Annotated in this window: 18 protein-coding genes; 11 read left to right on the top strand and 7 right to left on the bottom strand. The window is 61.7% G+C overall.

Going from position 1 to position 21,260, the window contains the following annotated elements:
* The first annotated feature begins 173 nt into the window (after positions 1-173).
* Positions 174-1,667 carry an aldehyde dehydrogenase gene (locus tag J2Y83_RS28095; RefSeq protein WP_253400120.1) on the top strand — a complete coding sequence of 498 codons (1,494 nt, stop codon included), beginning with the start codon at positions 174-176 and terminating at the stop codon, positions 1,665-1,667.
* A 162-nt stretch (positions 1,668-1,829) separates the two neighbouring features.
* Complete coding sequence (locus J2Y83_RS28090) at positions 1,830-2,972, top strand: MFS transporter (protein ID WP_253400119.1); 1,143 nt, start codon at positions 1,830-1,832, stop codon at positions 2,970-2,972.
* Between the two features lie 19 nt (positions 2,973-2,991).
* Here J2Y83_RS28090 and J2Y83_RS28085 read toward each other — a convergent pair whose 3' ends face one another.
* Positions 2,992-4,563 carry a phospholipase D family protein gene (locus tag J2Y83_RS28085; protein ID WP_253400118.1) on the bottom strand — a complete coding sequence of 524 codons (1,572 nt, stop codon included), beginning with the start codon at positions 4,561-4,563 and terminating at the stop codon, positions 2,992-2,994.
* Positions 4,564-4,622: 59 nt separating this feature from the next.
* Positions 4,623-6,047, bottom strand: a complete 1,425-nt coding sequence (locus J2Y83_RS28080) for a PLP-dependent aminotransferase family protein (protein ID WP_253400117.1) — start codon at positions 6,045-6,047, stop codon at positions 4,623-4,625.
* A 165-nt stretch (positions 6,048-6,212) separates the two neighbouring features.
* Here J2Y83_RS28080 and J2Y83_RS28075 point away from each other — a divergent pair, with 165 nt between their 5' ends.
* The gene (locus tag J2Y83_RS28075; protein ID WP_253400116.1) at positions 6,213-6,437 is read left to right on the top strand and encodes a DUF1127 domain-containing protein; all 225 of its coding nucleotides are present in this window, start codon (positions 6,213-6,215) and stop codon (positions 6,435-6,437) included.
* 1 nt (position 6,438) lies between these two features.
* On the opposite strand, the gene J2Y83_RS28070 is transcribed toward J2Y83_RS28075, so the two are convergent.
* A complete protein-coding gene (locus J2Y83_RS28070) occupies positions 6,439-7,731 on the bottom strand; it encodes an NAD(P)/FAD-dependent oxidoreductase (protein ID WP_253400115.1) in 1,293 nt (430 codons plus the stop codon).
* A 115-nt stretch (positions 7,732-7,846) separates the two neighbouring features.
* Here J2Y83_RS28070 and J2Y83_RS28065 point away from each other — a divergent pair, with 115 nt between their 5' ends.
* Positions 7,847-8,200, top strand: coding sequence for a YkgJ family cysteine cluster protein (locus tag J2Y83_RS28065; RefSeq protein WP_247401968.1), 354 nt, complete (start codon positions 7,847-7,849; stop codon positions 8,198-8,200).
* Positions 8,201-8,265: 65 nt separating this feature from the next.
* Here the strand turns inward: J2Y83_RS28065 and J2Y83_RS28060 are convergent, their stop codons facing one another.
* On the bottom strand, positions 8,266-8,754 hold the full coding sequence (locus J2Y83_RS28060) for an Lrp/AsnC ligand binding domain-containing protein (RefSeq protein ID WP_003206849.1): 489 nt from the start codon (positions 8,752-8,754) through the stop codon (positions 8,266-8,268).
* Between the two features lie 155 nt (positions 8,755-8,909).
* On the opposite strand from J2Y83_RS28060, the gene dadA reads away from it, so the two are divergent.
* The 6 genes from dadA to J2Y83_RS28030 all read left to right on the top strand — a co-directional run bounded on the left by dadA (position 8,910) and on the right by J2Y83_RS28030 (position 15,010).
* The gene (dadA, locus tag J2Y83_RS28055) at positions 8,910-10,211 is read left to right on the top strand and encodes a D-amino acid dehydrogenase (RefSeq protein WP_247401972.1); all 1,302 of its coding nucleotides are present in this window, start codon (positions 8,910-8,912) and stop codon (positions 10,209-10,211) included.
* Positions 10,183-10,536: a RidA family protein gene (locus J2Y83_RS28050; protein ID WP_247401974.1), complete on the top strand. Its 354-nt coding sequence runs from the start codon at positions 10,183-10,185 to the stop codon at positions 10,534-10,536. The genes dadA and J2Y83_RS28050 overlap by 29 nt, the downstream gene beginning before the upstream one ends.
* A gap of 79 nt (positions 10,537-10,615) precedes the next feature.
* A complete protein-coding gene (gene alr, locus J2Y83_RS28045) occupies positions 10,616-11,689 on the top strand; it encodes an alanine racemase (protein WP_253400114.1) in 1,074 nt (357 codons plus the stop codon).
* A gap of 116 nt (positions 11,690-11,805) precedes the next feature.
* Positions 11,806-12,354, top strand: a complete 549-nt coding sequence (locus tag J2Y83_RS28040) for a cupin domain-containing protein (RefSeq protein ID WP_247401978.1) — start codon at positions 11,806-11,808, stop codon at positions 12,352-12,354.
* A 182-nt stretch (positions 12,355-12,536) separates the two neighbouring features.
* Positions 12,537-12,950 (top strand): c-type cytochrome, encoded by a 414-nt coding sequence (locus J2Y83_RS28035; RefSeq protein WP_253400113.1) that lies wholly within the window; start codon positions 12,537-12,539, stop codon positions 12,948-12,950.
* A gap of 137 nt (positions 12,951-13,087) precedes the next feature.
* Positions 13,088-15,010 (top strand): acetyl-CoA hydrolase/transferase C-terminal domain-containing protein, encoded by a 1,923-nt coding sequence (locus J2Y83_RS28030; RefSeq protein ID WP_253400112.1) that lies wholly within the window; start codon positions 13,088-13,090, stop codon positions 15,008-15,010.
* Positions 15,011-15,140: 130 nt separating this feature from the next.
* On the opposite strand, the gene J2Y83_RS28025 is transcribed toward J2Y83_RS28030, so the two are convergent.
* Positions 15,141-15,713, bottom strand: a complete 573-nt coding sequence (locus tag J2Y83_RS28025; RefSeq protein WP_253400111.1) for a xanthine phosphoribosyltransferase — start codon at positions 15,711-15,713, stop codon at positions 15,141-15,143.
* Positions 15,714-15,771: 58 nt separating this feature from the next.
* Positions 15,772-17,781 (bottom strand): DNA helicase Rep, encoded by a 2,010-nt coding sequence (gene rep / locus J2Y83_RS28020; RefSeq protein ID WP_247401984.1) that lies wholly within the window; start codon positions 17,779-17,781, stop codon positions 15,772-15,774.
* Positions 17,782-18,036: 255 nt separating this feature from the next.
* Here rep and J2Y83_RS28015 point away from each other — a divergent pair, with 255 nt between their 5' ends.
* Entirely contained in the window at positions 18,037-19,701 is a 1,665-nt protein-coding gene (locus J2Y83_RS28015) for a putative bifunctional diguanylate cyclase/phosphodiesterase (protein ID WP_253400110.1), read from the top strand.
* A 50-nt stretch (positions 19,702-19,751) separates the two neighbouring features.
* On the opposite strand, the gene J2Y83_RS28010 is transcribed toward J2Y83_RS28015, so the two are convergent.
* On the bottom strand, positions 19,752-21,155 hold the full coding sequence (locus J2Y83_RS28010; protein WP_253400109.1) for a NorM family multidrug efflux MATE transporter: 1,404 nt from the start codon (positions 21,153-21,155) through the stop codon (positions 19,752-19,754).
* Between the last annotated feature and the right edge of the window lie 105 nt (positions 21,156-21,260).

Raw genomic sequence — 21,260 nt, 5'->3', positions numbered from 1 at the left:
AACATCGCAAGGGCGTTTACCGGCGTTATGTCAAATATATTGATACATCCCCAGCCGCTGGTTTAGGGTGGTAGCTGCCTTTAGCCGAACAAATGGCTGGTGGGGCAAGCATTCTTTGAGGCTGCCTGGGCACATTGCCTGGCCCTTGTATTCAATAAGAGGAGGACACTCGCATGACCACCCTGACCCGTGCCGACTGGGAACAACGCGCCAAGGACCTGAAGATCGAAGGTCGCGCCTATATCAATGGCGAGTACACCGCTGCGGTTTCCGGCGACACGTTTGAATGCATCAGCCCGGTCGATGGCCGCCTGCTGACCAGCGTTGCCAGTTGTGACGTCGCCGACGCCCAGCGCGCCGTGGAAAATGCCCGCGCCACGTTCAATTCCGGTGTCTGGTCGCGCCTGGCGCCGGCCAAGCGCAAGGCCACCATGATCCGTTTCGCTGCGTTGCTCAAGGCCAATGCCGAAGAGCTGGCGCTGCTGGAAACCCTGGACATGGGCAAGCCGATCAGCGATGCCCTGAACATCGACGTACCTGGCGCGGCGAATGCCCTGAGCTGGAGCGGCGAGGCAATCGACAAAATTTACGATGAGGTTGCCGCCACCCCTCACGATCAATTGGGTCTGGTGACCCGTGAGCCGATCGGTGTGGTCGGCGCCATCGTGCCGTGGAACTTCCCGCTGATGATGGCTTGCTGGAAACTCGGGCCGGCGCTGTCCACCGGTAACTCCGTCATCCTCAAACCGTCCGAAAAATCCCCGCTGACCGCCATCCGCATCGCGGCCCTGGCCGTTGAGGCCGGTATTCCAAAAGGCGTATTCAACGTGCTGCCGGGTTATGGCCACACCGTGGGTAACGCGCTGGCGCTGCACATGGATGTCGACACCCTGGTGTTCACCGGCTCCACCAAAATTGCCAAACAACTGTTGATCCGCTCCGGTGAATCGAACATGAAGCGTGTATGGCTGGAGGCCGGCGGCAAGAGCCCGAACATCGTGTTTGCCGATGCCCCGGACCTGCAAGCCGCCGCCGAATCTGCCGCCGGTGCCATTGCCTTCAACCAGGGCGAAGTCTGCACCGCCGGTTCGCGCCTGCTGGTGGAGCGTTCCATCAAGGATAAATTCCTACCGCTGGTGATCGCTGCGCTGAAGGGCTGGAAGCCAGGCAACCCGCTGGACCCGGCCACGAACGTCGGCGCGCTGGTGGACACTCAACAGATGAACACCGTGCTGTCCTACATCGAAGCCGGCCACGCCGACGGCGCCAAATTGGTGGCCGGCGGCAAGCGCATCCTTGAAGAGACCGGCGGCACCTACGTCGAACCGACGATTTTCGACGGCGTAACCAACGCCATGAAGATTGCCCAGGAAGAAATCTTCGGCCCGGTGCTCTCGGTGCTCACCTTCGACAGCGCCGAAGAAGCCATCGCCATCGCCAACGACACCCAATACGGCCTGGCCGCAGCGGTGTGGACGGCGGATCTCTCCAAGGCGCACCTCACCGCCAAAGCCTTGCGCGCCGGTAGCGTGTGGGTCAACCAGTACGACGGCGGTGACATGACCGCGCCGTTTGGCGGCTTCAAGCAGTCGGGTAACGGTCGCGACAAGTCGCTGCATGCGTTCGACAAGTACACCGAGCTGAAGGCGACCTGGATCAAGCTCTAAGCAACACCGCAGGTCCCCTGTAGGAGCGAGCTTGCTCGCGAAGAACTCAAAGACACCGCGTTCAACCAGACAGTACGCGTTATCGTTGGCGTTCTTCGCGAGCAAGCTCGCTCCTACAGTTCGTTTACAACCCTGAAAGTAGTTATCCACAGGAGCGTGGAAATGCGTTGGGCGACTTATTTCGCCGTCCTGGCCTCGGTGCTCAGCGTCGGCCTGGCGTTGGGCGTCAGCATGCCGTTGGTATCCCTGCGCCTGGAAGGCTGGGGCTACGGCAGCTTCGCCATCGGCGTGATGGCCGCGATGCCGGCCTTCGGCGTGCTGTTGGGGGCGAAGGTCTCCAGCCGGCTGGCGTCCTGGCTGGGCACCGCCCATCTGATGCGCTTGTGCCTGTGGGCGGGGGCGGTGTCCATCGGCCTGCTGGCGATCCTGCCAAGCTACCCGGTGTGGTTGGTGCTGCGGCTGATGATCGGGGTGATCCTGACCATCGTGTTTATCCTGGGTGAAAGCTGGATCAACCAGTTGGTGGTGGAGCAATGGCGTGGCCGGCTGGTGGCGCTGTATGGCTGCACCTATGCGCTGAGCCAACTGTCGGGGCCGCTGCTGTTGGGCCTGCTGGGCACCGACCATGATTATGGGTTCTGGGTGGGCGTAGGCCTGTTGACGCTGGCGCCGTTGCTGTTGCTGGGGCGTTCCGGGGCGCCGACCGCCGAGTCCTTCAGCGTGACGTTTGCCGAGCTGTGGCGCTTTTGCCGGAGCCTGCCGGTGATTGCCTGGGCGGTGGCGTTGTTCGCTGCGTTCGAGGCGATGATTCTGACGCTGCTGCCGGTGTATTGCCTGCAACAGGGCTTCACGGCCGAGGTCGCCCTGGTGATGGTCAGTACGGTGGTGGTGGGCGACGCGTTGCTGCAGTTGCCCATCGGCGCACTGGCCGACTGCCTGCCGCGCCGCACGCTGTTCTTGAGTTGCGCCCTCGTGTTGCTGGCGTCGAGCCTGGCGATTCCGTTGTTGTTGCACACGCCGTTGATCTGGCTGGTGTGGGTGCTGTTCGGCGCCAGTGCGGGCGGGTTGTTTACGTTGTCGTTGATCCTGATTGGCGAGCGTTACCGCGACGATGCGCTGGTGCGCGCCAATGCCCACGTGGCGCAACTCTGGGGCATCGGTTGCTTGATCGGGCCGTTGGTGGCCGGTGCGGGCAGTCAGTGGGTCAGCGGGCAGGCATTGCCGTGGCTGATGGCGGCAGGGGCACTTGGGTTGGTGGTGCTGTTGTTGCGCCAGGGCGCGTTTGGCGTCGTGCAATCGGCCTGATACTGGTACTGCTAGGGTTTTACAGCATGCGTTCCAGGCCGACAGAGGTGGCGAACCAGGCATTGAAGCGGCGCCACCAACTGCCGGGCTCGCGGGTCAGGGTGTGCAGTTGCCCGTTATCCTCGGTCGTCCACACCACCTGGCCATCCTGTAGTTTTGCTTCGTAGCTCAATGCTGGCGCCATGCCTTGCAGCGCCAGGTTGCGCACATGCTCGGCCAGCTCCGGGCTGTCCACCAGCACGCCGACTTCGGTGTTCCACAGCACCGAGCGCGGGTCGAAGTTGAACGAGCCGATAAACGCTTTCTGCCGATCAAAAATCATCGCCTTGCTGTGCAGGCTGGAGTCCGAGCCAAGGAACGTGCCGCGACGAAACAGGTGTGGCCCGCTGCCTGTGCCGGGCGCACCCGGTTGGCGGCGCAACTCATAGAGTTTCACGCCGTGCTCCAGCAGCGCCTTGCGATAGGGTGCGTAGCCGCCGTGTACGGCCGGAACGTCGGTGGCTTCGAGGGAGTTGGTCAGCAGGCTGACCGAGACGCCCGCGTCCGCGCGCCCGGTCAGGTACACCAGGCCCGGCTGCCCCGGCACGAAATACGCCGAGATCATCACCAGCTCATGGTCGACGCCTTCCAGCTCCGGCGCCAGTTGGGTGGTCAGCAGCAGCCGTGGGTCTGGATCAGCCTTGGCGAGTACCTTGCTCGGGGCGTCCCACAGTGCCTGATTCCAGGCCCAGATCAGCTCGCTGCGCCAGATGTCCAGGCGCGGTTCGGTCTTGTAGATGCGTAGACGGTTGTAGAGCGCGTGGTTCTGTTGGCGCGATTGGGCCAGTGATGCTTCCAGGCGCAGGCGCCCTTTGCTCAAGTCGCCTTTGGACGGCAGGTTAGAGACGAACTCATTGATGGGTTTGCTCAGTGCGCTGTTCCAGTACTGGTCGAAACTGTGGCCCAGTTGCTCGGCCACCGGTCCCACGCTGAGCATGTCGATATCGGTGAAATTCAGGTTCGGTTCGGCGTCGAAATATTCGTCGCCCAGGTTGCGCCCGCCGACGATGGCTGCGCTGTTGTCCGCCAGCCACAGCTTGTTGTGCATGCGGCGATGTTGCCGCGACAGGTTGAGCAGGCGCCCCACGGCCCGTGTCACGCCGGTGCTGCGCCCCAGGTGCAGCGGGTTGAACAGGCGAATCTGAATGTTGGGGTGGGCGGCGAGGGTGGCGATGACCTGATCGAGGCCGTCGCTGGTGGTGTCGTCCAGCAGGATGCGCACGCGCACGCCGCGGTCGGCGGCCTTGAGCAGTTCATCCACGAGCAGGCGCGTGCTGATGCCGTCGTGGACGATGTAGTACTGCAGGTCGAGGCTGGTCTGGGCGTTGCGGATCAGTTCGGCGCGGGCCATGAACGCCTCGCTGCTGTTGGGCAGCAAGCGAAAGCCGGAGCGGCCCTGATGTGGCGCGGCCTGGGCCTGGATCGAGCGCCCGAACGACGACTGCGTCGCCGGCAGGGCGTCGCTGGGGATGCGCGGCACATCGACCGTAGCGCAGCCGCCCAGGGCCAGGGCGCCCGCCAGGAAAAACGCTAAAAGCCGTCGAGTCTTCAAGGGCGCTGCTTCCACATCAGGGCGGTTGTCGACATATGACGGCTATTTCCCGGGAAAGGTCAGTCGGCGGCGTCGGCCAGCATCTTGCTCGCGGCGGCGCCGACCTTGCGCACCGCCTCTTCGATCTGCGGCGTTGGTTTGGCAGCGTAGTTCATGCGCAGGCAGTTCCTGTACTTGCCGGAAGCTGAAAAGATACTGCCCACGGCGATTTGTACGCCTTGTTCCATCAGCGCACGGTTGAGCTTGAGGGTGTCGAAGCCTTCCGGCAGCTCAATCCACAGCATGAAGCTGCCTTGAGGTCGGCTGGCGCGGGTGCCGGCGGGGAAATAACGGCTGACCCAGTCGAGCATCAAGTCGCGATTACGTTGGTATTGCGTGCGCATCCGCCGCAAATGCGGTTCGAAATGGCCGCCTTTGAGAAATTCAGCGATGGCGATCTGCGGCTGCGTCGCGGTGGAGCCGGTGCTGATGTATTTCATGTGCAGCACCCGCTCCAGGTAGCGGCCCGGAGCGACCCAGCCAATCCGCAGGCCCGGTGCCAGGGTTTTCGAGAACGAGCTGCAGAGCAATACGCGACCATCTTCGTCGAAGGATTTGATGGTGCGCGGGCGCGGGTAGCTGTAGGCCAGTTCGCCATACACATCGTCTTCGATGATCGCCACGTCAAAGCGCTGAGCCAGGGTCAGCAGTGCTCGCTTGCGCGCCTCCGGCATGATGTAGCCCAAGGGGTTGTTGCAGTTGGGAGTCAGCTGAATGATTTTGATCGGCCACTGTTCCAGGGCCAGTTCCAGGGCTTCGAGGCTGATGCCGGTGAGCGGGTCCGTAGGGATTTCCAGGGCTTTCATGCCCAGGCCCTTGAGGGTTTGCATGGCGCCGTGGAAGCTCGGCGAGTCTACTGCGACGATATCCCCCGCCTCGCAAATGGCACGGATGCTGGCGGACAGCGCCTCATGGCAGCCGGTGGTGATCACGATGTCTTCGGCGGTCAATTGGCAGCCGGAATCCAATGACAGTCGAGCGATTTGCTCGCGTAATTCCATACAGCCGAGGATGTTGTCGTAATACAACCCTGGCAGATCCTGGCGCCGGCTGACGCGGGCCAGGCTGCGCAGCAGGGGCTTGAGGGTGGGCGACAACACGTCCGGCATGCCGCGGCCCATCTGTATGACATCTTTACGCGGCACTGCGCGAATCAACTCGAGCACCTGGTCCCACTGGGAAATTTCCACCGGGCGCTGGGCCGGGCGGCCGACTTCGGGCAAGGCCGGCAGCTCACGGCTCGCGGGCACAAAGTAACCGGACTTGGGCTTCGGCATCGCCAGGCCGTTGTCTTCCAGCACGCGATACGCTTGCTGCACGGTGCTCAGACTGACCCCGTGCTCCACGCTCAAGGCCCGTACAGAAGGCAGCCTATCGCCGGGGCGGTAGAAGCCCTGCTCGATGCGGGTGCCCAGCAATTCGGCGAGGTTGACGTAAAGGGTCACGGCGATCACTCCCAAAGGACCAGTACAGATCCAGGGAAAATACAGGATTCAGCCGTTCGTGGGCAGCGTCTGTATGGATTTAATAAAATTTGGTTGAATCTGTAATGGTTTTGTCCGCCCGACCATTCTAGTCACTCATGGCAACCAGCAAATGAGGGCAGCAAAATGAACGGCATGAGCGATGTGCGGCTGACGTTACACGGTCAGGAACTGGAAGCAGGGCAGGAGCCGGCGATGTCGACCCTGACGCGCAACCGCTGGAGCCTGTTCTGGTGCCGCCGCCACACGCGCAAGGCGTTGCTGGACCTGACTGCCGAGCAATTGCGGGATATCGGGCTGACCGCCGAGCAGGCGCGCCAGGAAGGCTTGAAGCCGTTCTGGCGCAGTTGAGTCACACCCGTTCTTTCAGCCGGTGCCAGAGCATCCCCAGCGCCAACAGCGGCGAGCGCAAGTGCTTGCCGCCGGGGAAGGTGATGTGCGGCACCTGGGCGAACAGATCGAAACGTCCCTGCTGCTGGCCGCTGATGGCTTCGCCCAGCAGCTTGCCCGCCAGGTGCGTAGCGTTGAGGCCATGACCGGCGTAGGCCTGGGCGTAATACACGTTGGGTTGATCCGCTAATCGGCCGATCTGCGGCAAGCGGTTGGCACCGATGCCGATCATGCCGCCCCATTGGTAGTCGATCTTCACGTCGGCCAGTTGCGGGAATACCTGCAACATCTTTGGTCGCATGTAGGCGCTGATGTCCTGGGGGTCGCGGCCGGAATAATGACAGGCGCCGCCGAACAGCAGGCGACGGTCGGCAGACAGGCGGAAGTAGTCCACCGTCACCCGCTGATCACACACCGCCATATTTTGCGGCAGCAACTGGGCGGCCTGGGCTGCGCTTAGCGGCTCGGTGGCGATGATGTAACTGCCGGCGGGCAGCACTTTGCCGCTCAGTTGGGGGTTCAGGCCATTCAGGTAGGCGTTGCAGGCCAGCACCAGGGTCTTGGCGCGCACATTGCCGCGGGCGGTGTGTACGTTGACCTCGGGGCCGTAGTCGATGCGCGTCACTTCGGAGTGCTCGAACAGTTGCGCGCCCAGTTGCTCTGCGGCGGCGGCTTCGCCGAGGGCCAGGTTCAGCGGGTGCAGGTGGCCCGAACCCATGTCGATCATGCCGCCTACATAGCGGTCGGAGCCGATCACGCTGCCCATTTCGCCGGCTTGCAGCAGGCGTACTTCATGGCGATAGCCCAGGCTGCGCAACTCTTCGGCGTCTTCGGCGAGGCCGAGCAGGTCGCGGGGTTTGTTGGCCAGGTCGCAGTAACCCCAGGTCAGGTCACAGGCGATCTGGAAGCGCTCGACGCGCTCGCGCACGATTTCTACCGCCTCCAGGCCCATCAGTTTCATCTGGCGCACGCCGTCGGTGCCGATCACATTGGCGAACTGCTCCAGGCCGTGGCCGACGCCGCGAATCAATTGGCCGCCGTTGCGCCCGCTGGCGCCCCAGGCAATCTTGCGCGCTTCCAGCAGCACCACGCTGAACCCGCGTTCGGCCAGCTCCAGGGCGGTGTTGAGCCCGGAAAAACCACCGCCGATCACGCACACGTCGGCAACCCTTTCGCCGGCCAACGCCGGGTAGTCGGGTTGCGGCAGGCTGCTGGCGGCGTAGTAGGAAGCGGTGTGCCGGGCACTGGCAGTCATGGGGAATATCCCTGTTTGGAAAACTTGACGCAGGATACAGCGGTCGGACGAAGCTGTCTCACCGTGGGCTTTTGCGGCAGAATCCACGCCTATTCGCCGTTCGGTACGTGTTTCGATGAGTTGCAACAGTCAGAAAATCAGCGCATTGCGCCGACAGATTCCCTCGTTCGAGTGCGTCCCCGGCTGCCACGATTGCTGTGGGCCGGTGACGACTTCACCCGAGGAAATGTCGCGCCTGCCGCGTAAGACCGCTGCCGAGCAGGAAGCTGCCATGGACGAATTGAACTGTGTCCACCTGGGCCCCAATGGCTGCACGGTGTATGACGAGCGCCCGCTGATCTGTAGGCTTTTCGGCACCACAAAGACCTTGCCGTGCCCCAATGGGCGGGGGCCGGTGGAGCTGATTCACCCGCGCGTCGAGAAGCAGATCCATGAATACATGGCGAGTACCCGGCAGGTGCTGGTCTAACCGATGGATGCGGTCAAAATGTGGGAGGGGGCAAGCCCCCTCCCACATTGGCCTGATTGCGGCGGTCAGTCGGGGATCGGCAGATTGAGGCTCTCTTTCACCTCTTCCATCACGATATAGCTCTTGGACTCCCGCACATGGGGCAGTTTGAGCAGGATGTCGCCGAGCAACTTGCGGTACGAGGCCATCTCGGAAATCCGCGCTTTCACCAGGTAGTCGAAGTCCCCCGACACCAGGTGGCACTCCAGCACATGGGGCAATTTCAGCACGGCGCGGCGGAATTCTTCAAAGGTGTCGCCGGATTTGTAATCGAGGCTGATCTCGACAAATACCAGCAAACTCCCCTTCAAATGCTGGGGGTTGAGCCGTGCGTTGTAGCCCATGATGATCCCTTCACGCTCCAGGCGGCGCACGCGCTCGGTGCAGGGGGTGGTCGACAGCCCGACCTTTTCCCCCAGCTCCGTGAACGAAATTCGCCCGTCGGCTTGTAGGATGCGCAGGATGTTGCGGTCGATCTTGTCCAGCTCCCGCTTGGTCTGGGTGTTGGTACGCATAGGGGATACGCCTCTGTTAAAAGGGTTTTTGCCGAGAATTGTCGCCAAATATAAGCATTTATATAGTGAAATGCACTGGTGATTGCTTTTTATACTGCTCACATTATTGCTCGAACAACACACGTCGGCGGTCAAGCCGCGATGAGGATATGAAAATGCGCGTTCTGGTCTTGGGTAGCGGCGTCATTGGTGTGACCAGTGCCTACTATTTGGCGCGAGCCGGTTTTGAGGTGGTCGTGGTCGATCGTCAGCCTGCCGCAGCCATGGAAACCAGTTTCGCCAACGCCGGCCAAGTGTCTCCAGGCTACGCTTCGCCCTGGGCGGCGCCGGGTGTGCCGCTCAAGGCCATCAAGTGGCTGCTGCAACGCCACGCGCCGCTGGCGATCAAGGCCACCGCTGATATCAACCAATACCTGTGGATGGCGCAGATGCTGCGCAACTGCACCGCCAGCCGGTATGCGGTGAATAAGGAGCGCATGGTCCGCCTGTCCGAGTACAGCCGCGACTGCCTCGACGAGCTGCGCGCTGAAACCGGCATTGCCTACGAAGGCCGCAGCCTCGGTACGACCCAACTGTTCCGCACCCAGGCCCAGCTCGATGGGGCGGCCAAAGACATCGCCGTGTTGAAAGAGTCCGGCGTGCCGTTCGAATTGCTCGACCGCGCCGGCATCGCCCGCGTCGAACCGGCCCTGGCCAGCGTCACGGACATCCTCGCCGGTGCCCTGCGCCTGCCGAACGACCAGACCGGCGACTGCCAGATGTTCACCACCCACCTGGTCGAAATGTGCAAGCAGTTGGGCGTGGAGTTCCGTTTCGAACAGGACATCCAGCGCCTCGACTACGCCGGTGATCGCATCAACGGCGTGTTGATCGACGGCAAGCTGGAAACCGCCGACCGCTACGTACTGGCCCTCGGCAGTTACTCGCCGCAGTTGCTCAAGCCGTTGGGGATCAAGGCGCCGGTATACCCGCTCAAGGGCTACTCGCTGACCGTGCCGATCACCAACCCGGCGATGGCGCCGACGTCGACCATTCTCGACGAGACCTACAAGGTCGCTATCACCCGTTTCGACAACCGTATCCGTGTCGGCGGCATGGCTGAAATAGCCGGTTTTGACCTGTCGCTGAACCCGCGTCGGCGTGAAACCCTGGAGATGATCGTCAACGACCTTTATCCTCAGGGCGGCGATCTGAGCGAAGCGATCTTTTGGACCGGGCTGCGCCCAACCACTCCCGACGGTACGCCGATTGTCGGCGCCACCCCGTTCAAGAACCTGTTCCTGAACACCGGCCACGGCACCCTCGGTTGGACCATGGCATGCGGTTCCGGTCGTTTGCTGGCGGATCTGATGGCGAAGAAAACCCCGCAGATCAGCGCCGAAGGCCTCGATATTTCCCGTTATGGCAACCACCAGGAGTCTGAAAAACATGTCAATCCAGCGCCAGCTCACCAATGAGCGCATGAGCCAGATCGTTGCCCACAGCGGGACCGTGTATTTGTCAGGGCAGGTCGGCGACGACCTGAGTGCCGGGGTTGAACAGCAGACCCGTGAAGCGCTGGCTACTATCGAGCGCCTGCTGGACCTGGCCGGTACCGACAAGACCAAGTTGCTGTCGGTGACGATCTATATGAAAGACATTGACGCCGATTTCGCCGGCATGAACTCAGTGTGGGACACGTGGCTGCCTAAAGGCGTTGCCCCGGCCCGCGCCACGGTTGAAGCGAAACTGTGCGAACCGCAAATCCTGGTGGAGCTGTCCGTCGTGGCCGCCCTGCCTTAAGCAACGATCCCTCTCCCGGCACCGATGTTGTTGGTCGGTGCCGGTTTTTTTTCACTCTGCCGCCTAGAAGCCTGCCGCCATGCGTCCAGCCCGTGCCCTGATCGACCTCCAAGCCCTGCGCAACAACTACCAATTGGCCCGTGAAGTCACGGGGGCCAAGGCCCTCGCCGTGGTCAAGGCCGATGCCTACGGCCATGGTGCCGTGCGCGTGGCCCAGGCGCTGGAAGCCGAGGCCGATGGTTTTGCCGTGGCCTGTATCGAGGAAGCCCTGGAACTGCGGGCCGCCGGCATCCGCGCGCCGGTATTGCTGCTGGAAGGGTTTTTCGAAGCCGACGAGCTGCCGCTGATCGTTGAGCATGATTTCTGGTGCGTGGTGCATTCGCTGTGGCAACTGGAGGCCATCGAGCAGGCGGCCTTGCGCAAGCCCCTCACCGTGTGGCTCAAACTGGATTCGGGCATGCACCGCGTCGGCCTGCATCCCAAGGATTACCACGAGGCGTACCAGCGCCTGCTGGCCAGCGGTAAGGTGGCGAAGATCGTGCTGATGAGCCACTTCGCCCGCGCCGATGAGCTCGATTGCGTGCGCAGCAATGAACAAGTAGCGGTGTTCGAGGCGGCGCGCCAGGGTTTGTCGGCTGAGGTCAGCCTGCGCAATTCACCGTCGGTGATGGGCTGGCCGAATGTGCCCAGCGACTGGGTACGCCCCGGCATCATGCTGTACGGCACGACGCCGTTTGGTGAAGACCAGGCCATCGCCGCACGCTTGCAGCCGGTGATGACCCTGGAATCGAAAGTCATCTGCGTGCGCGAATTGCCGGCTGGCGAGCCGGTAGGCTACGGCGCCAAGTTCATTACCCCCAAACCGATGCGGATCGGCGTGGTTGCGATGGGCTATGCCGACGGTTATCCGCGTCACGCCCCCACCGGCACGCCAGTGCTGGTGGCGGGGCAGCGCAGCCAGTTACTGGGCCGCGTGTCCATGGACATGCTGTGCGTCGACCTCACCGACGTGCCCCAGGCCGGCCTCGGTTCCACTGTGGAGTTGTGGGGCAAGAACATCCTCGCCAGTGACATCGCAGTCGCCGCCGAGACCATCCCTTACCAGATCTTCTGCAACCTGCGCCGCGTGCCAAGGCTCTATTCCGGCGCTTGATCGGCCGTTACGAACGGAGCTGGCGAGGATTTAGGCTCAAGTGTTGTAAATACTGAACGCTGTCGCCATGATAACGCTCAATTACAACAAAGCCTGAATCCTAGGAGGCTCCCGCATTGGACGTCGGCGAACGACTGCAATCCATCCGTAAGCTGAAGGGTCTTTCCCAGCGTGAGCTCGCCAAGCGTGCGGGTGTCACCAACAGCACCATTTCGATGATCGAAAAAAACAGTGTCAGCCCTTCCATCAGTTCCTTGCGCAAGGTGCTGGGCGGCATCCCTATGTCGATGGTCGAGTTCTTTTCCGAGGAAATCCTCGAGGAAATACCGACCCAGATCGTCTATAAAGCCAACGAGCTGATCGACATCTCCGACGGCGCCGTCACCATGAAACTGGTGGGCCGCGCGCATCCGAGCCGGGCGATCACGTTTCTCAACGAAATTTACCCGCCTGGCGCCGATACCGGCGGAGAAATGCTCACCCATGAAGGCGAGGAAACCGGGATTTTGGTGGAAGGTCGCCTGGAGTTGGTGGTCGGTCTTGAAACTTTTGTGCTCGAAGCCGGCGATAGCTACTACTTTGAAAGCACCAAACCCCATCGTTTTCGCAATCCGTTCGATGTGCCGGCGCGACTAATCAGCGCAGCCACACCCGCGAACTTTTGACAGAAGAGGCGTCCTGCCAGCATTGCAGAGACACCCGCAGCCATATTCCGCGAAACTGAATCTCCCTTTGCTTAATAGGGTTGTTTCAGCCAAGCGGGCTAACCGTTATACTTTCGCCGCCTGCGAAACCGTGGCCGCAGGCGTGAATAGCCACCATTGAGGGTGAACGCGTGAACCTAATTATGAAAATGCTGGCTGTACCAGCAACCGTACTGGCCCTATGGGCTGTCAGCGCTCAAGCTGCGACCAATGATGACATTGCCAAGCGCCTGGAGCCTGTTGGCCAAGTGTGTGTGCAGGGGCAGGAGTGCAAAGGGATGGAAGTCGCCGCAACTGCGGGCGGCGGCGGCGGTGCAAAAACGCCGGACGAGATCATCACCAAGCACTGCAGTGCGTGCCACGGAACCGGCCTGCTGGGCGCCCCGAAAATCGGCGACACCGCCGCCTGGAAAGACCGCGCCGACCACCAGGGCGGCCTCGACGGCATCCTGGCCAAGGCGATCACGGGTATCAACGCCATGCCGCCAAAAGGCACCTGTGCTGATTGCTCGGATGCTGATCTGAAGGGCGCAATCAAGAAGATGTCCGGGTTGTAATCCAGCGATCTTCGTCAAAAATGCCGCTTACGAGCGGCTTTTTTGTGCCTTCGATTTATGTTTAGAGGCTGTTCTTTGCAGCAAAGACCCGCCACTCTCTGTCCAACCCCTAATCACGAAATGTTCAGGAGGGTCGGATGGTGCAGTTATGTTCAATCGAGCAAGCCGTTGACGACGTACTTGCGCGCTTGCCGGCGCATATCCACATGGGCTTGCCTCTGGGCCTGGGCAAGCCCAATCTGTTCGTTAATGCGCTGTACCGACGTATCGCCAAGCTGCCGGAGCGGGCGCTGACGATCTACACCGCATTGAGCCTGGGTCGCCCGGCGTTGGGCGATGGCTTGCAGAAGCGCTTCCTGGAACCGTTTACCGAACGGGTGTTTGGCGACTATCCCGAGCTGGACTTTCTCGCCGACCTGCATAAAGACAGTCTTCCGAAAAATATCCACATACAGCAATTTTTCCTGCAGCCCGGCAGCCTGCTTCACAGCCAATCAGCGCAGCAGGACTACATCAGCAGTAACTACAGCCATGCCGCGCGCGATATCTACGCCGCTGGCCTGAACCTGGTGGCGCAACTGGTGGCCAGCAGCGCCGAACACCCCGACCGGCTGAGCCTGAGCTGCAACCCCGATATCACCCTCGACCTGCTGCCGATGATCGCCAAGCGCCGCGCCGCCGGGGAAACCGTGCTGATTGTCGGCCAGGTCCACACCGATCTGCCCTACATGCCCGGTGATGCGGAGCTGGGCATGGATGCATTCGACTACCTGCTCGATGAGAAGGACAGCACCACGCTGTTCTCCACGCCGAATATGCCGGTGGGCTTCCAGGACCACTTTATCGGCCTGCATGCCAGCACGCTGGTGCGTGATGGCGGCACCTTGCAGATCGGGATCGGTTCGATGGGCGATGCGCTGACCGCCGCCTTGCTCGCGCGCCAGGCGGATAACGAAGCCTATCGGCTGCTGCTGACCGACCTCGATGTGTACCAGTGGGCGCCGCTGATCAGCCGTGAAGGCGGCGTCGAGCCCTTTGCGCAAGGCCTCTATGGTTGCAGCGAAATGTTCGTCAACGGCCTGCTGGTATTGGCGGATGCCGGGATTGTGCGGCGCAAGGTCTATCCGGATGTAGCGACCCAGGAGCAGGCGAATGCCGGTCTGCTCGATGACGCGGCACAGCCCGAGGGCATTTCGATCCATGGCGGTTTTTTCGTTGGCCCGCGCAGTTTCTACCAGCGTTTGCAGGACATGCCGCTCGCCAAGCGCCAGGCATTCAACATGACGCGCATCAGTTACATCAACGAGCTGTACGGGCAGGAAGAACTCAAGCGTTTGCAGCGTCTGGATGCGCGGTTTATCAACAGCGCGATTGTGGTGACCTTGCTCGGCGCCGGGGTTGCCGACCAACTGGAAGGTGGGCACGTGCTCAGTGGCGTGGGCGGGCAGTATAACTTTGTTGCCCAGGGCCACGCGCTGGAGGGCGCGCGCTCGATCCTGATGCTGCGCAGTTGGCGCGAAGCGGGGGGAGAGGTCAGTTCCAATATCGTTTGGGAGTACGGCCATTGCACCATCCCACGGCACCTGCGGGACATTGTGATCACCGAATACGGAATTGCCGACTTGCGCGGTCAGACCGACGCCAAGGTGATCGAGGCGTTGCTCAACATCACCGACTCCAGGTTCCAGGGCGACTTGATCGAGCAGGCGCAAAAGGCCGGCAAGTTGCCCCAGGATTTCCAGCTGGCCCCGCGCTTTACCGACAATACCCCGGAGCGGCTGCAGAGCCTTCAGGCACGGCATCGCCGATTGTTTCCGGAGTATCCGATGGGCACTGACTTCACGGATGAGGAACGGGATCTGCTGCGGGCGTTGAACTGGCTCAAGAGCAAATTCAAGCTGAGCGAGATTTTCGACTTGGGCAAGGCGGCGCTGGATGCACCGGAGCCGGAGGCGTTTCCCGAGCATCTGAAGCGGATGGGGTTGGATAAGCCTGAAGGTTTGAAGGAGGACGTGTATCAGCGGCTGTTGCTCGCCGGCCTCCAGGCCACCGCGCACTAAATGTGAGAGGGGCGGTGCGACGATTCGACTTGCCCCCGATAGCAGTGGGTCAGCCAGCACATTTGGTGACTGATACACCGCTATCGAGGGCAAGCCCCCTCCCACATTTTTTACCGGGTTCCGTCAGCGATTACTCGATGAAGGTAACGACACCCCCGCTCAGCGACTTCACCCGCGCCAGCGATTCAACCCGATAACCCTGCGCATCCAGTTCGGCACGCCCACCCTGGAACGACTTCTCGATCACAATCCCCACGCCGGCAACGGTGGCGCCGGCCTGTTTGATGATCGAGATCAGCGCCTGGGATGCTTTGCCGTTGGCCAGGAAGTCATCGATGATCAGCACGCGGTCGCTGCTGGTCAGGTGGCGCGGCGAGATCGCCACGGTGCTTTCGACTTTCTTGGTGAAGGAATACACCGTCGCCGACAGCAGGTTTTCGGTCAGGGTCAGGGACTGTTGCTTACGGGCGAAGATTACCGGCACGCCGAGGTTCAGGCCGGTCATGATCGCCGGGGCAATCCCCGAGGCTTCGATGGTGACGATCTTGGTGATGCCCGCATCCTTGAACAGGGTGGCGAATTCGTCGCCGATCAGTTTCATCAGCGCCGGGTCGATCTGATGGTTCAGAAACGCGTCGACCTTGAGTACCTGATCGGAAAGCACGACGCCTTCTTCGCGAATTTTCTTGTGCAGTGCTTCCACGGAACGCTTCCTCTAATGGCGCGCAGTGCGCCGAAAGTAGATTAAAAAATAGTCAATTCTAGCGCTTTAACATCGCGCGTATATCCGCCAGGGCGGTGTTGCCGCGAACGGCCTTGACCTCGGTCGGGGTGTCGTCATTGCCTTCCCAGGCCAGGTCGTCCGGCGGCAGTTCGTCGAGGAACCGGCTGGGGGCACAATCGATGATTTCGCCGTATTGCTTGCGCTTGGCGGCAAAGGTGAAGGCCAGTGTCTGACGCGCACGGGTAATGCCCACGTAGGCCAGGCGCCGTTCTTCCTCGATGGTGTCGGCTTCGATGCTGGAGCGGTGCGGGAGGATTTCCTCTTCCATGCCCATGATGAACACGTAGGGAAATTCCAGGCCCTTGGACGCATGCAAGGTCATCATCTGTACGCCTTCGGCGCCGTCTTCTTCTTCCTGCTGGCGCTCGAGCATGTCGCGTAGCACCAGCTTGCCGATGGCGTCTTCGACGGTCATTTCGCCGTCTTCGTCTTTTTCCAGGGTGTTCTTCAGCGCTTCGATCAGGAACCAGACGTTGCCCATGCGGTAATCCGCGGCCTTGTCGCTGGAACTGTTGGTGCGTAGCCAGTTTTCATAGTCGATGTCCATGACCATGCTGCGCAGGGCGCTGATCGGGTCTTCGCCGGCACACTGCTCGCGCACTTTGTCCATGAAGCGCTTGAAGCGCGACAGGCGATCGGTGAAGCGCGTGTCCAGGTGTTCGCCCAGGCCGATTTCGTCGGTGGCGGCGTACATCGAGATCTTGCGTTCGGTGGCGTAGTTGCCGAGTTTCTCAAGCGTCGTCGAACCGATTTCCCTGCGTGGGACGTTGATCACCCGCAGGAAGGCGTTGTCATCATCCGGGTTCACGATCAGCCGGAAGTAGGCCATCAGGTCTTTCACTTCCTGGCGTCCGAAAAAGCTGTTGCCGCCCGACAGACGATACGGAATCTGGTGGTGCTGCAGCTTCAGCTCGATCAACTTGGCCTGGTAGTTACCGCGATACAGGATCGCAAAGTCGCTGTAGGGTCGGTCGGTGCGCAGGTGCAGGGTCAGCAGTTCGACGGCCACGCGCTCGGCTTCGGCGTCTTCGTTGCGGCAGCGGATCACGCGGATCTCATCGCCGTGGCCCATTTCGCTCCACAGTTGTTTTTCAAACTCGTGGGGGTTGTTCGAGATCAGTACGTTGGCGCAGCGCAGGATACGGCTGGTAGAGCGGTAGTTCTGCTCCAGCATCACCACTTTCAGGGACGGGTAGTCGACCTTGAGCAGCATCAGGTTTTCCGGGCGTGCACCGCGCCAGGCGTAGATCGACTGGTCGTCGTCGCCCACCACGGTGAACTGGTTGCGCTTGCCGATCAGCAACTTCACCAGCAGGTACTGGCTGGCGTTGGTGTCCTGGTATTCGTCCACCAGCAGGTAGCGCACCTTGTTCTGCCACTTTTCGAGGATGTCGGCGTGTTCCTGGAACAGCTTGACCGGCTGCAGGATCAGGTCGTCGAAGTCGACTGCGTTGAACGCCTTGAGCGTGCGCTGGTAGTGGGTGTAGACGATGGCGGCGGTCTGTTCCTTGGGGTTGCGCGCGTTTTCCAGGGCTTCGGGCGGCAGGACCAGGTCGTTTTTCCAGGCGCCGATCATGTTCTTGATCTCGTCGACACCGTCGTCGCCCGCGTATTCCTTCTGCATGATGTCGGTCATCAGGGCTTTGACGTCGGTCTCGTCGAAGATCGAGAAACCCGGCTTGTAGCCCAGCCGCGCATGCTCCTTGCGGATGATGTTCAGCCCCAGGTTGTGGAAGGTACACACGGTGAGGCCACGGCCTTCGCCACCCTTGAGCAGGGTGCCGACACGCTCTTTCATTTCCCGCGCCGCCTTGTTGGTAAAGGTCATGGCGACGATGTACTGGGCGCGGATGCCGCAGTTCTGGATCAGGTGCGCGATCTTGCGGGTGATCACGCTGGTCTTGCCGGAGCCAGCACCGGCGAGCACCAATAGAGGGCCGCCGACGTAGTTCACGGCTTCTTGCTGCCGGGGATTGAGTCGGGACATACAGAGTTCAGGGAGTCATTGTTCAAAAGGGCGGGCATTTTAACAGGCTGGCAAGATTCTGCTGCCTTGGATCGACGGTGTGACGTACCACTCGATCTAAATTTGCCGCTTTTGCTACTTTGCCGCAGGATGTGCGGGTATTTGCGACTATTGTGCGCATTGTTTGTATTTGATAAACATTATCATTGGTGGTTACTAGGCCGCACGTCATAATGCCCGCCGCCAACGAAATCTTGCAGAGTCTAGGGAGCTAGCTTGTCTACGCCTGTCGAACCCTTGCGTTTGCTGCTGCTGGCCGATGCGCCTGAGTGGGCAGCATTGTTGCGCGAGTGCCTGGCGCCGATGGGCGATGGGGCGGTGCTGATCAGTGCGCCCAACTGGGACTCGGTGAGTCGTCTGTTCGAGGACGACCACAGCGCCGTGCTGTTGACCACGCCCAACCTGCAACCCGGCCCGGGGCGGTGCAGCTTGCCGTGCGTGTTGTTGCTGGAACTGGAGCCACTGGTGGCGCCCCTGGGGGTCAGTGACTGGCTGGTCCGTCATGCCATGGACACCGCCACCCTGCGCCGCTGCCTGCGCCATGTGCGCGAGCGCGGCGTGTTGGAAAATACCCTGCAGCGCCTGGCCGAACAAGACCCGCTGACCGGCATCGCCAACCGCCAGGGCTTCCAGACCCTGCTGGCTGCGCGCCTGGCCGACAACGAAGGTCGCGGCCTGGCCCTGGGTCACCTGGACCTCGACAACTTCCGCCACGCCAACGATGCCCTCGGCCACCAGGCCGGCGACCGGTTGATCCTGCAAGTGGTCTCGCGGCTCAAGAGCCAGCTCGAAGCCGGCGACCAGTTGGCACGCCTGGGCAGCGATGAGTTTGCCTTGCTGATCGACACCCGCCGCGCACCCCAGCGTGCCGAATGGATGGCCGAGCGCATCACCGAAGCCATGGCTGAACCGTATTGGGTGGATGGCGAAAGCCTGCTGATCGGTTGCAGCCTGGGCGTCGCGCATGCCCGCGCGCGTGCTGGCGCCGACCCGCTGATGTGGCATGCCCATATCGCCATGCAGCAAGCCAAGAGCACCCAGGGCTGCACCTTTCATATCTTCAACGAACGCATCAACCGCAACGCCCGCAGCCTGGCCGACCTGGAAAGTGAATTGCGCCGAGCGCTGCGGCGCGACGAACTGGAACTGCATTACCAACCCCGCCTCGACCTGGACGACGGCCATATCGTCGGCCTCGAAGCGCTGGTGCGCTGGCGTCATGGCGAGCGCGGCCTGTTGCCGCCCAGCGAATTCGTGCCCCTGGCCGAACAGAGTGGGTTGATTGTTCCGCTGGGTTACTGGGTGATTTCCCGGGCCTTGCGCGACATGCAGGACCTGCGCGAACGCGGCCTGCCGCCGCTGCATATGGCGGTCAACCTGTCATTTCGCCAGTTCCAGGACAGCCAATTGCTTTCGACCCTCAGCCGGCTGATTACCGAGCGCGGGGTGGATGCGCAATGGCTGGAATTCGAGCTGACCGAAACCGCCGTGATGCGCCGCAGTGATCTGGTCAAGCAGACCATGGACGCCCTCGGTCGCCTCGGTGTGCGCTTTTCCCTCGACGACTTCGGCACCGGCTTCTCATCGTTCGTACACCTCAACAGCCTGCCGATTGCCTTGTTGAAAATCGACAAGAGTTTTGTCGGCGGCATGGAAGAGCGCGAAGAAAACCGCAAGCTGGTTCACGCCATGATCAACCTGGCCCACAACCTGAATCTGGAAGTGGTGGCCGAAGGCGTAGAAACCGCAGAGCAGTTGGCGCTGTTGCGTTTGTTTGGTTGCGACCAGGCCCAGGGGTACCTGATCAGCAAACCGCTGCCGTTGCCGGAGCTGGTGGATTACCTGACGTTTGGCAAGGACCAGCAGGCTTTATTGGGCTAGCTCATCCTCTATTTGCCAACCCGCTCCCACATTTCAACCGCGCAAGACTTCTAGTCGGTCTGCGCGGCATGGAATGAGCGTTGAGCGTCTGGCTCGTGCCGAATCATGCGCTTGATCTTCGCCTCGAACGCCCAGGTCAAGCTCACCGCCGCACAGGCCAGGCCCAGCGCCAGGCCCCACCACACGCCGGTCGGTCCCCAGCCCAGGGTGAAGGCCATCATCCAGGCCGCCGGCGCGCCGATCAGCCAATAGCAACCCAGGCCCACCAGAAAGGTGGTCTTGGCGTCCTTGAGCCCACGGATGCAGCCCATCGCGATGGTCTGCACGCCGTCGAACAGTTCGAACCAGGCCGCCACGGCCAGCAGGCTGACGGCGAGCACGATTACCTCGTGGAATGCCGGGTCGTTATGGTCGAGGAATAGCCCGATCAGCGGATCGGAATACAGCCACAGCACCGCGGCAAATCCCAACATCACCGCCGCGCCAAAGCCGATGCCGACACGCCCGGCCATGCGCGCCTGCAGCAGTTGCCCGGCGCCATAGTGCTGGCCGATGCGCATGGTCACCGCGTAGGACATCCCCGCCGGCACCATGAACGCCACGGAGACGATTTGCAGCGCGATCTGGTGCGCCGCCAATTGCGTACTGCCCATGGTGCCCATGCACAGCGCTGCAAAGGCAAACAACCCGACTTCTACCGCGTAGGTGCCGCCAATCGGCAGGCCCAGGCGCCATAACTCGCGCAAGTACTGGGTGTTCAGACGCAACAGGCCTGCGCTCAGCGGGTAGGCCGAGTACGCGCGGTTGCTGCGGATGTACCCCATCAGCGCCAGCGCCATGCCATTGGCGACGATGGCCGTGACCAGGCCGATGCCCATCAAGCCGAGTTTCGGCAGACCGAACATGCCCTCGATCAACGCGTGGTTGAGCAGGTAGTTGACCAGCGTGCCGCCGAGGCTGATCACCATCACCGGTGTGGCCTTGCCGATGGCGCTGGTGAAGCCGCGCAAGGCCATGAAACTCAGGTAACCGGGCAGGGCGAACGGCAGGATGGTCAGGAATTGTCCCGCCGCGTCCACGTTGGTCTCGGTCTGGCCGAACATCAGCAGCACCGGCTTGAGGTTCCACAGCAGCACCGCCGCCGCCAGGGCCATCAGCCAGGCGAGCCACAGCCCGGCCTGGGTCAGGCGGGTGGCGCCGTCGATATCGCCCGCGCCGTGGCGGATGGCGACCAGGGTGCCCACGGCGGCAATCACGCCGATGCAGAAAATCGCCACGAACGAGTAGCTCGCCGCGCCCAGGCCACCGCCGGCCAGGGCCTCGGGGCTCAGGCGGGCCATCATCAGGGTGTCGGTCAGCACCATCAGCATGTGCGCCAACTGTGAGGCAATCAGCGGCCCCGCCAGCCGCAGAATGGCCCAGAGTTCGGTACGTGCCGGATGTTGGATGATCATCACGCTCAAATGCTCGGAAGATTCGGAAAGGGCTGATTCTCGGCGCTCTCAGCCCATTGCACAAAGGGATAAAAGCGATTGCTCGCATGATTAAAACTCATGCTT

The sequence above is a fragment of the Pseudomonas marginalis genome (assembly GCF_024169655.1).
Classification (GTDB): Bacteria; Pseudomonadota; Gammaproteobacteria; order Pseudomonadales; family Pseudomonadaceae; genus Aquipseudomonas; species Aquipseudomonas paraveronii.
The sequence above is the reverse complement of the archived record's forward strand: the minus strand, read 5'-3'. Positions and strand labels throughout refer to the sequence as shown.